Below are 14,868 nucleotides of genomic sequence, written 5' to 3'. Positions count from 1 at the left end.
GAGGCGCCCCCGCCGCCCCGGCCGTCACGCCGCGGCGGAGGGAGCTGAGCGAAAATCGGGCGCCGCCGCAGCCTATTCCGTGTAAGCCATCGCGCCCGCCGGCAGTTTCTGCGCCACGTCCTCGTAACGCGTCGTGCGCTTTTCCATCATGGCCTCGAAGGCCTCGTGGACCTCGGCCAGCGTCTTCTCGCGCATCTTGCGGCCCGCCGGCTCATAGAAGATCGGGCGGTTGGCGCGGGCGGGCTTGGGCAGCAGCGCCGCCGCCGACATGTTCGGCGTCGCGACGAGCGCGGTCATGAAGCGTTCCGTGTCGTCCGGCCCGAGGAAGTGGATGAGGTAGGTCTCGCCGGCCGTCAACGGACGGCCGATCTTCTCGGAAATCTTCGTCCCGTCTTTTTTCAGCATCTCCGCCGCGAGCGCCGCGGAAAGATAGGGATCATTGCGCAGGCTGAGGATCTTCGCCTTTTTTTGCGGAGCGACGGCGCCGATCGCTTCCGAGGCGTCGGCGATGGCGTTCGCCTCATCCCCCCGGCCATAGAGGTGGCCGAAGCTCTTGACCGCCTGCAACCAGGTCTTCTCGACGAACTGGAAGAGCCCGCTCGCCGAGGAGGTGCGCGCCTTGGCCGTCGTCGAGAAGTTGGATTCCTTGTCGGCGATCGCCATGAGCAGCGCCGGGTCCATCTCGGTCTTATTGGCGGCCTGGACGACGCGCTCGACAATCGACTGCTGCACTTTCACCGGGCCAAAACGCATCACGCCGGACGCGTCGGGGGCCTCGTCGCCTTCGGCGAGGCGGTGCGACCAGGTCAAGGCCGCCTGCTCCAGCGAAAAGTCGCTGTCGAGCGCCGATTCATCCTCGCCGCTCGTCAACTGCATGAAGGGCGTGGCGGGCGTGCGGACCTTCGCGATCCTGCTCAGACGCTCATGGGGGATCTCGTCGCGCTTGACCGCTAAGCTCAGGGCCGCGAGCGCCGACAGAACCGCGCCAACGCAGAAGGTCCGGAGCAGGATGTAGAAGGAACGGTCCGCGCAGATAAGCGCCAGCCGGTCTCCCAAACTCAATCGATGCGCGGACTCAGTGTTGGACAGCGTCAGATCGCTCATGCGTCGCGTTGAACTCCCTAGCTCCGCAAATTGCGGCTCATTCAGGAGGTTAGCCGCAATCAAGGGCAAAAGAGCGACAGGAAGCGTCACAGGCGCGCCACATTCGCGCATCGGCTAATTCGCAATAAAAGCTTTTGAAAACCAGAATCATGAAGAAAAATTAAGCCGGGCGCCCGGCGCCCGGCCTTATTTACGCCATGAGCGCCGCGGTCAGAGCGAAACCTTGGACAGGAGGGACTGGATCAGGTGGTAATCGGGACCGGCGACAGGAGTCGTCCGGGACAGAAAGTCGACCGGCTTGCCGTCCTCCAGCCCGTAATCGGCGATGCGCGTCACCTTGCGCGACTTATCGAAATAAACGGCGAGAACGTGCTGATCGACGATGTTCGCCGGCATAAAGGCAGCCGAGCGCTCGAGTCTCTGGCTCACATAATACCAGGCGTCGCCGCCGATGGTGGAAGTGGTCGAGGGCGTGCCGAGCGCCTGCATCACCTGCGGAGCCAACATGCCCGGCTTCACCTGGGCGACCTTTCGGGAGTCGATCACCGCGCCGCGATTGATGACGCCGTCATAGCCGAGGCAACCCGAAAGCGATAAAGCGACCCCGAACGCCGCGGCGACCCTTACCGTCGTCGCACCGAAGAAGCCTTTAAGAACCCCGCGATAGGCCAGCCCCGCCATCTTGATCTCCAAACCCCGATTATCAGCCGGACACGGCGAGCCGCGCCGGACAATTCGCACTGCAATGCGGCTTCGCTATCCTTCAATTGTAGCGAAAGCAAGCCGCTCGCGCCCGCGCCGCCAGAGTGGCGCCGGGGACGCCGGCCGCGTATCTAGTGATGAACGGCGTCGCCAGCATGAAAGAGAAAGACTGATGAACGATGAAACGCCCGGAAGCGGGGGACCTGCCGGAGCCGCGCCGCTGTCGCGCCCGCTGATGGCGACGGAGGTTCCGCCGGAGGGACTCGATGTGGAGATCGTCGCGACGGAGGCCGAACGCGACGCCATCGCCGAGCTGAACAACTTTCCCGCCCTCCTCGCTCTCACAGCGACGCTGCGCGCGCAGCGCTGGCGCGGCGACGGGCTCGAAGTGACGGGCGAGTTGCGCGCGCGCCTCCGGCAAACCTGCGTGCTCACGCTCGAGGACTTCGAAATCGACGTCGCCGAGCCCATCGAACTGCGCTTCGCCCCGCCAAAGGAGGCGCCGCGGCCCCGCTCCCGCCGGCGCGACGCGGAGCCCGAACCGGTCGAGGCCGAGATTTTGAGCGACGATCCGCCCGACCCGCTGATCGGCGGCGCGGTGGATCTGGGCGAGATCGTGTCGGAATTTCTCACCCTTGCGCTCGATCCCTATCCGCGAAAACCTGGGGCCGAATTCGTCGAGCCCTCGCCCGAGGCGCCGACGGACCCCGCATCGCCATTCGCCCGGCTGCGCGCCGCGCGCGACAAAGCTTAGCCGGACCGGATGAAAGCGCGGGGCCGAACTCGCACTTGCGCGGGCGCGCGGCAAATGGCAATCAGCCGCAAAGAACGCGCCGCCTCGGCGAAGGCGCGGCCGGTTCGGCGTGATCGCCGGGGTCATAATCCCGCATACGCTTGCCGGTAAAAAGGTCGACCCAGAAGCGGCCGGCATTCGGGGGAAGCAAAAGAAAATGGCGCAGATTGTTCGGATTGCGATCGACGCGATGGGCGGCGATTTCGGCCCATCGGTGACGATCCCGGGCTGCGCCCTCGCCCTCGACCGCCAGCCGGAGATGCGGTTTCTCCTCGTCGGCGACGAGAAGGCGATTCGCGCCGAGCTCGACAAGTTTCCCCGTCTCGCCGAGCGCAGCGAGCTGCGCCATTCCGATGTCGCCATCCGCATGGACGACAAGCCGAGCCAAGCGCTTCGCTACGGGCGCCGCGTCTCCTCGATGTGGATGGCGATCGAAGCCGTCAAAAAGGGCGAGGCGGACGCCGCGGTCTCCGCCGGCAATACCGGCGCTCTAATGGCCATGGCGAAAATCTGCCTGCGCACCATGGCCCGCGTCGAGCGCCCGGCGCTTGCCGGGCTTTGGCCGACGCTGCGCGGCCATTCCGTCGTGCTCGACGTCGGCGCCTCCATCGGCGCGAACGCCAGCCATCTCGTCGATCTCGCCATCATGGGATCGGCTATGGCGCGCATCGTTCTGAACATCGAGTGTCCGACTGTCGGCCTGCTCAATGTCGGCAAGGAGGAGATCAAGGGCGTCGAGGAGGTGAAAGCCGCCGCGGCCATTCTCCGGGAATCCAATCTGCCGGGTTTCGAATATGCGGGCTTCGTCGAGGGCGACGGGATTGGCATGGGCGCCGCGGACGTCGTCGTCACGGAAGGCTTCACCGGCAACATCGTGTTGAAGACCGCAGAAGGCACCGCCAAGCAGATCGCCGCCTATCTCAAGGCGGCGATGAGCGGCTCGCTGCTTGCGAAGCTCGGTTATCTCCTGGCGCGGGGCGCTTTCGAGGATCTCAAGAGCAAGATGGACACGCGCTCGATCAATGGCGGCGTGTTTCTCGGCCTCGAAGGCGTCGTCATCAAGAGCCATGGCGGCACGGATTCGGTCGGCTTCGCCCGCGCCGTGGAGATCGGCTACGAGATGGCCAAAAGCGATCTCCTCAACCGCATCCGCGATACGGTCGCCCTCGCCCACCAATTCGAAAGCGGCTCCGCCGACCCGACAAACCCCCAGGAAGCCGCTCAGTGACGATCCAGAATTCCCCTTTGCGCTCCGTCGTCCTGGGCGTCGGCTCCTATCTGCCCGCCAAAACGCTCACCAATGACGATCTCGCCAGAATCGTCGACACCAGCGACGACTGGATTTTCCAGCGTACGGGGATCAGGCAGCGCCATATCGCCGCCGAGGGCGAGACGACGTCCATGCTGGGCGAAAAGGCCGCCCGGGCGGCGCTTGCGGCGGCGGGCCTCGTTCCCGACGACATCGACCTCATCATCGTCGGAACCTCGACGCCGGACTGGACCTTCCCTTCGACTGCGACGCAGATCCAGGCGGCGCTGGACATCGCCCATGGCGCGGCCTTCGATCTTCAAGCGGTGTGCTCGGGCTTCGTCTACGCGGTGGCCACCGCCGAGAAATTCCTGCGGTCAGGCTCGCATAAGCGCGCATTGGTGATCGGCGCGGAGACATTTTCCCGGATCATCGACTGGGAAGACCGCACCACCTGCGTGCTTTTCGGCGACGGCGCCGGCGCGATGATCCTCGAAGCCCGGCCTTCGACCGGATCGATGGATGAGCGCGGCATTCTGACGACGCATTTACGCTCCGACGGCCGTCACCGCGCCAAACTCCATGTCGATGGCGGCCCCTCCGCGACCCAGACGGTCGGCCATTTGCGCATGGAGGGGAAAGAGGTTTTCAAATTCGCCGTGGGGAAAGTCACGGATGTCGTCGACGACGCTTTCGCCGCGACGGGGATCACGCCGGAGCAACTGAACTGGTTCGTGCCGCATCAGGCGAACCGCCGCATCATAGACATGTCGGCGCAGAAGCTCGGCATCGCGCCGGAAAAGGTCGTTGCGACGGTCCATCTTCACGGCAACACCTCAGCGGCGAGCGTCCCGCTGGCGCTGTCCGTCGCTGTGGCGGATGGCCGCATCAAAGAGGGCGACCTGGTAATGCTCGAGGCTGTTGGCGGGGGTTTTACCTGGGGCTCTGCGCTGATCCGCTGGTAAGTTGGCAGACCATTTAGCTATTTCCATTTCGTTACCGTGAAAGTGACAAAATCCCATTTTTTTCAACTACGACTTGATTTTCGGGGGTAATTCTGAAAAATTCCGATAATGGCTCAGGTCGTAACTTCCCGACGGCGGGGCGTCGGCCAGCCAATTAAGCAGCAAGTCGATGCTCTGAGTTTATTGCGTTCGTAATGGCCCCAAACCGGGCGACACGATCAAACTCATCGACATGACTGCGTTGGATATGACAATTCATAAGCAAGGTCGCAAATGACACAGGAGGATCTCTTGTCGCCGGCGCGCGACATAGCCGACGACGCGAACTCCAAGACGACGACGCGTGCGGATCTGGCCGAGGCCGTTCACCATAAAACCGGCTTGGGCCGGACGGAATCCGCGAAATATGTCGAGATGGTTCTCGACGAAATTTTCGAGACGATCGCCGCCCGCGAGGACGTTAAACTCTCGTCTTTCGGCGCGTTCCTCATCCGCGCGAAAAGAGAGCGGCAGGGACGCAATCCGAAAACCGGCGAAGGCGCAAAAATAACGGCGCGTCTCGTTGTGTCTTTCAAACCGTCCAATGTGCTGCGCGCCAGGATCAATGGCGTAGACGAGGCGGAGTCGCCGACGGACGCCGGCAAATCGAAACGGGCCGGCGCGGGAAAGCAGGGAAAGGCGCGCTGAGGCGCGCAGACGCCTCCCGATCGATTTCGCGCTCTTGACAAGAGCCGACGGCGCATGCGCCAACCGCTCATGGCAAAATCTCGCCCGGTTTTCATCTGCCAGAATTGCGGCGCGGTCGCATCACGCTGGCAGGGCCGCTGCGAATCCTGCGGCGACTGGAATACGATCGTCGAAGAAAGCGACCCCGGCCCGACAGCCATTCGGACGACGCGCGGACGGCCATTCGAACTCGAAGGCCTCGCGGGCTCGGACAAGCCCGCCGCGCGCATCGTTACGGGGATCGATGAGTTCGACCGCGTGACGGGCGGCGGCTTCGTGGCGGGCTCCGTGCTGCTCCTTGGCGGAGAGCCGGGCATCGGAAAATCGACGCTGCTCATCCAGGCCTGCGCGGCTTTGGCGCGTCGCGGCGCGCGCGTCATCTACATTTCGGGCGAAGAGGCGGTGGCGCAGGTGCGCCTGCGCGCGGCGCGCCTCAGCCTCGCCGACGCGCCTGTCGAACTCGCTTCCGCGACTCAGGTCGAAGATATTCTCGCGACCTGCGCAAACGGCGAACGCGCCGCCTTGATCGTCATCGACTCAATCCAGACGATGCATACGGAGATCGCGCCCGCCGCTCCCGGAACCGTGACTCAGGTGCGGGCGAGCGCACAAGCGCTTCTGCGCTATGCGAAGACGAGCGGTTCGACCATCATCCTCGTCGGCCATGTCACCAAGGATGGGCAGGTCGCGGGCCCCCGCGTCGTCGAGCACATGGTCGACGCCGTGCTTTCCTTCGAAGGCGATGCGGCGCATCATTTCCGCATGTTGCGGGCCTCGAAGAATCGATTTGGCGCAACCGGCGAAATCGGCGTTTTCGAAATGACCGGCCTCGGCCTCGCCGAGGTGGCGAATCCATCGGCGATCTTCCTCGCCGGCCGCGACGCGTCCGCCCCCGGAGCCGCTGTTTTCGCCGGCATGGAGGGGCAACGCCCCATGCTGATCGAAATTCAGGCGCTCGTCGCGCCCACCTCGCTGGGCACGCCGCGCCGCGCCGTCGTCGGTTTCGACCAAAACCGCCTGTCGATGATTCTCGCGGTGCTCGAGGCCCATGGCGGACTTAAGCTCGGCATGCACGACGTCTATCTCAACGTCGCCGGCGGCATGCGCGCCGACGAACCGGCGGGCGACCTCGCCGCCGCCGCCGCGCTCGTTTCGTCCCTGACGGGGGCGGTCCTGCCGGCGGATCAGGCGTTTTTCGGCGAAATCGGACTATCGGGCGCGGTGAGGCCGGTCATCCACGCCGGCATGCGCCTTCGGGAGGCGCAAAAGCTCGGATTCCATCAGGCGGTGCTTGCGCAAGGCCAGCAAATCGGCGCAGACGAAAGACGCGCGGGTCTGGCGCTGCGCCCCTGCGCCGACGTGGCGCAACTCGTCGCGACGATCGCCCAAAGCGCTCCGCGCGCGAAGGGGGGCGGCTAAATTTAACCTTTCTGCTTTCCGCAGACGGCGAAGTTGCGCTAGAAGCAAGGCCGTCGCAAATCGCCAGGGCGACGGCCCTGCCGCCATTCCAGGCCGGGGAGCAACGCGCTCCCATGAGAATAATGCGACCGGCGCGTGCCGTAGGGTGCTTGTGGCGCCGGCTGTAAAGCGTTCTTCCGGCTTTCCGAGCGTCAGGTCGAAACGAAGAGGACTGCAATGCCGTCATATCTTGATCTGGCAGTGATTACGATCGTTCTGGTCTCCGGCATGCTCGCCCTCCTGCGCGGCTTCACCCGCGAAGTTCTGGCGATCCTCTCCTGGGTGGCGGCGGCCGCTGCGGCGTACTACCTCTATCCGATGGCGCTGCCCTATGTGAAACCCTATATCGCGAAGGATGAAATCGCTCTGGCGGCGGCCGTCGCGGCGGTGTTCTTCATCGCTCTGGTTTTGGTGTCGCTCATCACCGTGAAGCTTTCGGACGTCATTCTCGACTCCAAGATCGGCGCTTTGGACCGCTCGCTCGGCTTCGTCTTCGGCGCCGTGCGCGGCGCGCTGCTCGCCGTCGTCGCCTTCGTTTTCTACGGCTGGCTCGTGCCGGACCCCAATCAGCCGGAATGGGTCCGCAACGCCCGCGCCAAGCCGCTTTTGCAAGCCGGCGGCGAGAAGCTTCGGGAGTTGCTGCCGGACGACATCGACAACATCGTCGCCAAGATCAAAGCCAAGAAGGGAGCCGCTCAGCCGGCGGAAGAGACCCCGCCCGCAGAGACGGTGCCGGAAAAGTCGGAAGCGCCGGCCGAAGGCGCCGAGAAGCAGTAACGCCCATATTCAGCGCGAGGCGGGCGTGCTTGCGGGCGCCCCCGCCGACCGGTAAGTCAAGGTTTCGGCGCGCAGTCCGGTTGGCGCGCCTCGGGCACGGGAGACAGTGGAATGACCGAGTCGACGTTCAACGACCAATCCATTGCCGGCCCAATCGCGACGACCGATGATCTGGATGGCGACCGGCTGCGCGAATATTGCGGCGTTTTCGGCATTTTTGATCTTCCCGACGCTGCGGCGATCACCGCGTTGGGCCTTCACGCCCTTCAACATCGCGGGCAGGAGGCGGCGGGCATCGTCTCTTACGAGTCCGGGCGCTTTCACGGCGAACGCCGTCTCGGGCTCGTCGGCGATCACTTCTCGAAAGAAAGCACGATCAAGCGTCTGCCGGGTTCGGCGGCTATCGGCCATGTTCGCTACGCGACCACGGGCGAGACGATGCTGCGCAACGTGCAGCCGCTTTTCGCGGAACTCAATACCGGCGGCTTCGCCGTCGCGCATAACGGCAATCTGACCAACGCCCAGGCGCTGCGCCGCGAGTTGATCATGGAAGGCTCGATCTTCCAGTCGACCTCCGACACGGAAGTGCTGCTCCATCTCGTCGCCCGCAGCCGCCGCGTCCGCGTGGTCGACCGCTTCATCGAGGCGCTGCGCCGGCTCGAAGGCGCCTATTCGCTCGTCGTCCTGTCCGACGAATTGCTCATCGGCGCGCGCGACCCCTTGGGCATCCGCCCGCTGGTGCTCGGCGAACTCGACGGCAAATACATCATCGCCTCGGAGACCTGCGCTCTCGACATTATCGGAGCCCGCTTCGTCCGCGACGTCGAAAATGGCGAGATCGTCGTCATCTCGAAGGACGGGCTCGAGAGCATCATGCCCTTCACCCCGCAGGCTCCCCGCCCCTGCATCTTCGAATATATCTACTTCGCCCGCCCCGATTCCATCGTGCATGGCCGCCCCGTCTACCAGGTGCGCAAGGCGATGGGGCGCGAGCTTGCGCGCGAACGCGTCATCGACGCCGACGTCGTGGTTCCGGTGCCGGATTCGGGCGTTCCGGCGGCGCTCGGATATTCGCAGCAATCCGGCATTCCCTTCGAGCTGGGGATCATCCGCAACCACTATATCGGCCGCACCTTCATCCAGCCGACGCAGTCGGTGCGCGAGATCGGCGTGCGCATGAAGCACAGCGCCAATCGCTGCGTCGTCGAGGGAAAGCGCGTCATCCTGATCGACGACTCGATCGTCCGCGGCACGACTTCGGTGAAAATCGTGCAGATGATGCGCGACGCGGGCGCGACGGAGGTGCATTTCCTCATCTCCTCGCCGCCGATCACGCATCCCGATTATTACGGAATCGACACGCCGCAAAAGGAGAAGCTTCTGGCTGCGACGCATACGCTCGAAGAGATGCGCGCCTATGTCGGCTGCGATTCCCTTTCCTTCCTGTCGGTCGACGGCATCTATCGCGCCATGGGCTATGCGAGCCGCGACGACGACCGCCCGCAATTCACCGACCATTGCTTCACCGGCGACTATCCGACTTCCCTCACAGACCTCGTGGAGGAGAACAGGGCGCAATTGTCGCTGCTGGCGGAAGCGAGTTGACGGCGAAGGCGGGCTGCGCGTTTCACATCATGTTATAAAAGTCCCATGTCCGAGCCGGCAACGAAGCGAATGACCACGGGAGAATTCCTCGCTTGGGTCCAATCCCAGCCCAAGGGGAACTTCGAACTGTTTCGTGGCGAGATCGTTTCGATGGCTCCCGAGCGGGCCAAGCACAGTCATGGATGGATCGAACTCGATCCCCCTGGCCTCGCGATCGAAGTAACTGAGGTCTTCCCCTGAGTGGCTTTGTAACGTGACCTCCCCCCGCATCGCTCTCGTCACCGGCGCCTCGCGCGGCATTGGTCGCGCCATCGCTCTCGAACTTGCGCGCGACGGCGCGCATGTCGTCGCCCTCGCCCGCATGCAAGGCGCGCTTGAGGAACTGGACGACGAGATCCGCGCGCTCGGCGGCGAAGCGACGCTCGTCCCTTGCGATATTGCGGACTTCGACGCGCTGGACCGGCTCGGCGCGGCGCTGTTCCAACGCTGGGGAAAGCTCGACGTCTTCGTCGGCAATGCCGGGACGCTCGGCGTGCTCTCGCCGCTCGCCCATGTCGACGCGAAGGATTGGACGCGCGTCTTGGCGGTGAACGTCACGGCCAATTGGCGGCTGATCCGCTCGCTGGACCCGCTCCTGCGCGCCTCGGGTGCCGGGCGAGTCGCCTTCATCACCTCGAGCGCGGCCAATAAAGCCCAGCCCTATTGGGGTCCCTACGCCGTCTCCAAGGCCGCGCTCGAAGCGCTGGCCCGCACCTACGCCGCCGAGGTGAAGAATGAAGGCGTGACGGTCATGCTCGCCAATCCCGGCCGCATGCGCACGCGCATGCGGGCGCAGGCCATGCCCGGCGAAGATCCGACAACGCTTCCGACGCCGGAGGAGTTTGCAAAAAAATGCCTCCCGCTCTTCGCGCCGGAGTGGCGAGAGAGCGGAAGGCTTTATGACTTTCCCACCGACCGGCTGATGGATTTCCACGCGCCGTCGTGAGCGGCGCGGGGTCGGCCCCCGCGCCCGCCTTCGTCAATGGTGATGGCGGTGCTTCTTATGCGCCGGCGGCGGAGGGGGCGGCGGCGGGGGAACGTAAGCGAGCGTCAGGCTTTCGACGCCCGCGGTCCAACCCACGCCCGAGCCCGCCTCGATCTGGAAGGGCTGCAGCGAGAAGGTGTTGTTGGAGCCGCCGACGAGGATCGCGCCGCCGCCGCCCACGCCGATCTTGGCGCCGACTTCCGGACCGACATAGTTGCCGGCCAGCGCGCCCGGGCCGACCTTGCCCGTCGCCGCGATCACGCCCCAGGCGAGCTCGCCCTTGCCGTTGATCGTGACGTTCGGACCAACCTTGGTCAGCGTGCCGGTGTAGTGAACAGGGCCCGCGCCTTCGGCGTCGTCATTATAGACGCAGTCAAGCTGCTGATTCTCCACGATCACGCTGAGATCATTGCCGAGCAGCCTGCACTGAAGCGTGCCGACGCGATCGCCGGCGAAGGCCGCAGCCGGGGCCATGAGCGCCAGGACGGCCGCGCCAGCCAGCATGCGTCCCATTTTGAAACGGATGGACATTTGGAAACTCCTCCTCTTCTTCTTTCCCTTCGGGCATTCCAAGCCCTTATCCGCGATTGCAAACCCAATATAGTTGCTACGCATAAGCCGCACTATAGGACATCCAGCGGGATCGCTACAGTGTCTATAAGAAGCGCGGCGACAACCGCGTGCGCGGCCGCACATAGCGCAAGCGCCGTGGCGTCCGACCGCGCCCGGCTTCGGCAAGCCGTGGAAAGACAAGCCTTGCAAATTGCAGGCACCCGAACGATGTTGAGGCAAGCTCCATATGCGGCGCTACCTGTGCGACACCAGGACGCGGCGGCAGAAGCAAGCAAATGAGCAGCTATCTTCCTGTCTTATACGAGACTCAGCTCTCCAGCTCCGATTGGGAGGCGCTGCGCGCGGCAGTCGCGGCGCTGGAGCGTCAGAGCTTCGCCGCGCGCATCGCCCGGCTCGCGGGTCGGAAAGTGGGGCTTGTCAGCAAGCCTTTGCCGCCGCAAGTCAAGGACATGGCGACGGCGGCCGCCCAAAAGGCCCTCGAAACGGCGCTCAACGTCGCCTTGACCAGTCTGGAAGGCGCGCCCAAGGGGGACTCCACGCGCAAGCACAAGCGTCTTGCGGCTCTGGCCGGCGGGATCGGCGGCGCGGTCGGACTTGCGAGCTTGCCCTTCGAACTGCCGCTGTCGACCACCATCATGCTGCGCTCGATCGCCGACATCGCGCGCAATGAGGGAGAAAATCTACGCGAGCCGGAGACGGGGCTCGCCTGTCTCGAAGTCTTCGCGCTCGGCGGCCATATGGAGGACAATGTGCTGGAGGGAGGCTATCTCGCCATGCGCGGCCTCCTCGCCAAATCGGTCAGCGACGCCGCGCGCTTCGTCGCCGCGCGCGGTCTGACGCAACAAAACGCGCCGGTGATCATTCGCCTTCTCAGCCAGTTCTCCACGCGTTTCGGCGTCGTCGTCTCGCAGAAAATCGCCGCGCAGGCCGTGCCGATCATTGGCGGGATCAGCGGCGCGGCGATCAATCTCGCTTTCACGGAACATTTCCAGACCCTGGCGCGCGGACATTTTACGATACGCCGGCTGGAGCGCGTCTACGATCCCGGAATGGTCCGCGCGCATTACGCGCGAATCGCGCGCGATGAAGGCTATTGGGACCCGCCGGGCGGCGCGTGATTATTCGACGCGGCCGCGAGAAGGTCGGCGACTTGCGCCATCTCGGAGATGACGGATTCGTTCTCCTCGAGAAGCACGATTTCCGCTTTTGCAAAATCCTTCGCAAAGTCATCCGTCCCTCTGGACGGCTCTTCGCTAAATTGCGCGACGCCAGCAATTTTCTCGACCCGAAACCGGCCGAACGGCTCCTTGACCGAGTGCACATAGTGCCAGTAGTCGATCGACGTCCCGCAAGGCGCCGCGGCAAGATTGGTCACGATCTGGACCAGGAAGCTCCCGCCTACGGCGAAGAGTTCGGGCGTGCGTGCGCAGTTGCGGGAACTCTGTCCTGCAACATCCGCCGTGGGGTATTTGACGTCCGGCCAAATGAGATTGAGCAGATTTAGAAGATCGCGATCCGTGCCCAGCGCTTCGTCCCGCTGCTTCCACTCGAATTCGTAGATCGGGAACGGCGACGCCTCGCCCGCCTTGTTGAGCGCCTGCGCCAGTTCCCGGGATACGATCGCCGCGCCAAGATAATTCCAATGCGTGCCGCCGCGCGGGAATAGATCGATCGGATATTCGCTTGCGGCCTTCGTCATCAGCGACGCGCCGTCGACATAGGCGACGCCGCGCAGGTCGAGAGCCGCGCGGAAAGGCGCAAGCTTCTCCGTCGTTCCGTTCGCGAGTGACGCGCAATAGAGATTTGCGGGAAGATAGCGGCTGAAGCGCGCCGCCTTGGACGGCGTGATGAGATAAATGAAGCGCTTGCCTTTCGCCTCGACCGATTTCCGGATCTCGTTAATACGATCCGCCCATGCCTCGACTACATTCTGATCGAAGACGCCGCTTCGATCGCAGAATTCGCGAACATAGAAACGCTCGAAGAGCTGCTTTTCCTTGCCGATGACGAGGTTCGACGCGCCTGAGGCATCGAAGAGCGAATAAAGAAACTGGTTCTTTGCGCGCACGGCGAGCGGAAAGACCGGCATCGTCTGGCCGAGAGAGGCCGAAAATGCCTTCTGCGTTTCGCCGTCGAGAAAAGCGTCGAGCGACCAGGGAGCCGGCTTCGGCGCGGGCATGTTGAAAAGCGGCTCGGCGCTGCGGATGCGCAGCTTCGGCCAGTCGCGTCCAACCGCGAAATTCCATAGATTGACGACGAAGAGCGAGAGAATCAGACCCGCGCAGGCGAAGATCGGCAGGCGTACGATGACAAGATTGCGCTTCATGGCCGCATTCCGCGTTTCGTTTCGCCGGCGATGAAGACTGTTGCTGCGCGCATGTTCAGAACCGGAAGTAGATGAAAGGCTTGAACGGGTCGGCGAGACCCTTGGCGAGCGCCGCGACGAAAAGGATCGACAAAGCGCCGTTGACGGCGAAGGCATGGCGCCGCGCGAGCGCCGTCCAATCGATCGCGCAGCTCGCGCCGACGCGCTGCGCGACGCAGATCGCCACCGCGATCGCAGCCATGACGACATATTCCGACGGCGCCGCGGCCGCGACGCCCGCCTGCGCCCAAGGCTGCGCCATGCGGAAGAGCAGCGCTCCGGCCTGATCGAGCGAGTTCGCGCGGAACAAGGTCCAGCCGATCATGACGATGAACATCGTCGCAATATTCGCGGCCCAGGCCGGAAGACGGTTCAGCCGCTCGAGAAGGAACAGCCGGTCGAGCACGAGAAAGACGCCGTTATAGGCGCCCCAGAAAATATAGGTCCAGGCGGCGCCGTGCCAGACGCCGGAGGCGAGGAAGCAGATCCAGAGATTGAAATAAGTGCGCGCCTCGCCCACGCGATTTCCGCCGAGCGGAAAATAGAGATATTCGCGGATCCAGCTCGTCAACGACATGTGCCAGCGCCGCCAGAACTCGGTGATGCTGGTGGCGATATAGGGCATATTGAAGTTTTCGAGCAGGCGGAAGCCGAACATGCGCGCAAGCCCGATCGCCATGTCGGAATAACCCGAAAAGTCGAAATAGATTTGCAGCGTGAAGAAGATCGTTCCCGCCCAGGCCTCCGCGAAGCCAAGGGTCGCCGGATCGCGCGCAAAAATCATGTCGGCGCCGCTCGCCATGACATCGGCGACGAGCAGCTTCTTCACCACGCCGAGCATGAAACGTCTGAAGCCGTTGACGAAGTCGTCGACATGCGCATGCGGGCAGGTTTCGAACTGGCCGGCGATGTCGTGATATTTGATGATGGGCCCGGCGAGGAGCTTAGGGAAGAAGAAGACGTAGAGCGCGTAAAGCAACGGCCCGCGCGCCGGCGCCGTCACGCCGCGATAGACGTCGACAAGATAGGTGATCTTCTCGAAGACGACGAAGCTGACGCCGATGGGCAGCGCAATCTCGGGGATATGAACGCCCGGCAGCGTGAAAGCGCGCAGCAAGGCGTCGAAATTAAGCGCGAGAAAGCCCGTATATTTGTAATAAACGAGAATGGCGAGATTGGCCGCGACGCCAAGCGCGAGCCAGCGCCGCGCTTCCGCCTCCACGCCCCCCGCCTCGCCTTGAACATCCGCCCGGACGAGCGTCTCGCCTTCGGCCCGCTCTGCGCGTGTGACGGGATCGACGCTCCTAACCGACAGCCCGGTGATCCGCTGCGCCACATAAAGATCGAGCGCGACGGAGGCGAAGACCACGAAGATGAAGGCCGGCTCGCTCCAGCCGTAGAACACGACGCTTGCGAGGAGCAGAATGATCGCCCGCCGATGACGGTCTGCGCCGAAGAAGAGGTAAAGCAGATAGACCGCCGGCGCGAACAGAAACAGGAACAGCGGCTCGTAAAAAAGCATTCCAG

15 protein-coding genes are annotated in these 14,868 nt (G+C 63.9%); 10 read left to right on the top strand and 5 right to left on the bottom strand.

The features are described 5' to 3' along the window. Nucleotides 1–72 precede the first annotated feature (72 nt). Nucleotides 73–1,104: a transglycosylase SLT domain-containing protein gene (locus tag MMG94_RS01945; protein WP_016919291.1), complete on the bottom strand. Its 1,032-nt coding sequence runs from the start codon at nt 1,102–1,104 to the stop codon at nt 73–75. 210 nt (nt 1,105–1,314) lie between these two features. Further along, entirely contained in the window at nt 1,315–1,785 is a 471-nt protein-coding gene (locus MMG94_RS01940) for an outer membrane protein assembly factor BamE (protein ID WP_026016143.1), read from the bottom strand. Nucleotides 1,786–1,978: 193 nt separating this feature from the next. Between MMG94_RS01940 and MMG94_RS01935 the strand changes: the two genes are divergently transcribed. The 9 genes from MMG94_RS01935 to MMG94_RS01895 all read left to right on the top strand — a co-directional run bounded on the left by MMG94_RS01935 (nt 1,979) and on the right by MMG94_RS01895 (nt 10,364). Beyond that, nucleotides 1,979–2,560: a YceD family protein gene (locus MMG94_RS01935; protein WP_016919293.1), complete on the top strand. Its 582-nt coding sequence runs from the start codon at nt 1,979–1,981 to the stop codon at nt 2,558–2,560. A 196-nt stretch (nt 2,561–2,756) separates the two neighbouring features. Further along, nucleotides 2,757–3,827: a phosphate acyltransferase PlsX gene (plsX, locus tag MMG94_RS01930; protein WP_026016144.1), complete on the top strand. Its 1,071-nt coding sequence runs from the start codon at nt 2,757–2,759 to the stop codon at nt 3,825–3,827. Next, complete coding sequence (locus MMG94_RS01925; RefSeq protein WP_016919296.1) at nt 3,824–4,813, top strand: beta-ketoacyl-ACP synthase III; 990 nt, start codon at nt 3,824–3,826, stop codon at nt 4,811–4,813. Before plsX ends, MMG94_RS01925 begins: the two co-directional genes overlap by 4 nt. Nucleotides 4,814–5,086: 273 nt before the next feature. Then, entirely contained in the window at nt 5,087–5,500 is a 414-nt protein-coding gene (locus tag MMG94_RS01920) for an integration host factor subunit alpha (protein ID WP_016919297.1), read from the top strand. Nucleotides 5,501–5,569: 69 nt separating this feature from the next. Next, a complete protein-coding gene (gene radA / locus MMG94_RS01915) occupies nt 5,570–6,958 on the top strand; it encodes a DNA repair protein RadA (RefSeq protein WP_026016145.1) in 1,389 nt (462 codons plus the stop codon). Nucleotides 6,959–7,174: 216 nt separating this feature from the next. Further along, the gene (locus MMG94_RS01910; protein WP_016919299.1) at nt 7,175–7,774 is read left to right on the top strand and encodes a CvpA family protein; all 600 of its coding nucleotides are present in this window, start codon (nt 7,175–7,177) and stop codon (nt 7,772–7,774) included. 111 nt (nt 7,775–7,885) lie between these two features. Continuing rightward, nucleotides 7,886–9,379: an amidophosphoribosyltransferase gene (gene purF, locus MMG94_RS01905; RefSeq protein WP_016919300.1), complete on the top strand. Its 1,494-nt coding sequence runs from the start codon at nt 7,886–7,888 to the stop codon at nt 9,377–9,379. Nucleotides 9,380–9,448: 69 nt separating this feature from the next. Further along, the gene (locus MMG94_RS01900; RefSeq protein WP_157212435.1) at nt 9,449–9,619 is read left to right on the top strand and encodes a hypothetical protein; all 171 of its coding nucleotides are present in this window, start codon (nt 9,449–9,451) and stop codon (nt 9,617–9,619) included. A 13-nt stretch (nt 9,620–9,632) separates the two neighbouring features. After that, nucleotides 9,633–10,364 carry an SDR family NAD(P)-dependent oxidoreductase gene (locus MMG94_RS01895; RefSeq protein ID WP_016919302.1) on the top strand — a complete coding sequence of 244 codons (732 nt, stop codon included), beginning with the start codon at nt 9,633–9,635 and terminating at the stop codon, nt 10,362–10,364. 33 nt (nt 10,365–10,397) lie between these two features. Here the strand turns inward: MMG94_RS01895 and MMG94_RS01890 are convergent, their stop codons facing one another. Further along, a complete protein-coding gene (locus MMG94_RS01890) occupies nt 10,398–10,934 on the bottom strand; it encodes a DUF992 domain-containing protein (RefSeq protein ID WP_040579089.1) in 537 nt (178 codons plus the stop codon). A gap of 317 nt (nt 10,935–11,251) precedes the next feature. On the opposite strand from MMG94_RS01890, the gene MMG94_RS01885 reads away from it, so the two are divergent. After that, entirely contained in the window at nt 11,252–12,094 is an 843-nt protein-coding gene (locus MMG94_RS01885) for an EcsC family protein (RefSeq protein WP_016919304.1), read from the top strand. On the opposite strand, the gene MMG94_RS01880 is transcribed toward MMG94_RS01885, so the two are convergent. Further along, on the bottom strand, nt 12,067–13,302 hold the full coding sequence (locus MMG94_RS01880) for an alginate O-acetyltransferase AlgX-related protein (RefSeq protein WP_016919305.1): 1,236 nt from the start codon (nt 13,300–13,302) through the stop codon (nt 12,067–12,069). The genes MMG94_RS01885 and MMG94_RS01880 overlap by 28 nt on opposite strands. A 55-nt stretch (nt 13,303–13,357) precedes the next feature. Then, entirely contained in the window at nt 13,358–14,863 is a 1,506-nt protein-coding gene (locus MMG94_RS01875) for an MBOAT family O-acyltransferase (RefSeq protein WP_016919306.1), read from the bottom strand. Nucleotides 14,864–14,868 lie beyond the last annotated feature (5 nt).

This window comes from Methylocystis parvus OBBP (assembly GCF_027571405.1).
Lineage (GTDB): Bacteria > Pseudomonadota > Alphaproteobacteria > Rhizobiales > Beijerinckiaceae > Methylocystis > Methylocystis parva.
This window is presented reverse-complemented; position numbering and strand designations above follow the sequence as displayed.

Bases quoted from the DNA above. Each gene is read 5' to 3' on its own strand.
- MMG94_RS01945 (WP_016919291.1), bottom strand. From the start codon at position 1,104: ATGAGCGATCTGACGCTGTCCAACACTGAGTCCGCGCATCGATTGAGT.
- MMG94_RS01940 (WP_026016143.1), bottom strand. From the start codon at position 1,785: ATGGCGGGGCTGGCCTATCGCGGGGTTCTTAAAGGCTTCTTCGGTGCG.
- MMG94_RS01935 (WP_016919293.1), top strand. From the start codon at position 1,979: ATGAACGATGAAACGCCCGGAAGCGGGGGACCTGCCGGAGCCGCGCCG.
- plsX (WP_026016144.1), top strand. From the start codon at position 2,757: ATGGCGCAGATTGTTCGGATTGCGATCGACGCGATGGGCGGCGATTTC.
- MMG94_RS01920 (WP_016919297.1), top strand. From the start codon at position 5,087: ATGACACAGGAGGATCTCTTGTCGCCGGCGCGCGACATAGCCGACGAC.
- radA (WP_026016145.1), top strand. From the start codon at position 5,570: ATGGCAAAATCTCGCCCGGTTTTCATCTGCCAGAATTGCGGCGCGGTC.
- MMG94_RS01910 (WP_016919299.1), top strand. From the start codon at position 7,175: ATGCCGTCATATCTTGATCTGGCAGTGATTACGATCGTTCTGGTCTCC.
- purF (WP_016919300.1), top strand. From the start codon at position 7,886: ATGACCGAGTCGACGTTCAACGACCAATCCATTGCCGGCCCAATCGCG.
- MMG94_RS01900 (WP_157212435.1), top strand. From the start codon at position 9,449: ATGACCACGGGAGAATTCCTCGCTTGGGTCCAATCCCAGCCCAAGGGG.
- MMG94_RS01890 (WP_040579089.1), bottom strand. From the start codon at position 10,934: ATGTCCATCCGTTTCAAAATGGGACGCATGCTGGCTGGCGCGGCCGTC.
- MMG94_RS01885 (WP_016919304.1), top strand. From the start codon at position 11,252: ATGAGCAGCTATCTTCCTGTCTTATACGAGACTCAGCTCTCCAGCTCC.
- MMG94_RS01880 (WP_016919305.1), bottom strand. From the start codon at position 13,302: ATGAAGCGCAATCTTGTCATCGTACGCCTGCCGATCTTCGCCTGCGCG.
- MMG94_RS01875 (WP_016919306.1), bottom strand. From the start codon at position 14,863: ATGCTTTTTTACGAGCCGCTGTTCCTGTTTCTGTTCGCGCCGGCGGTC.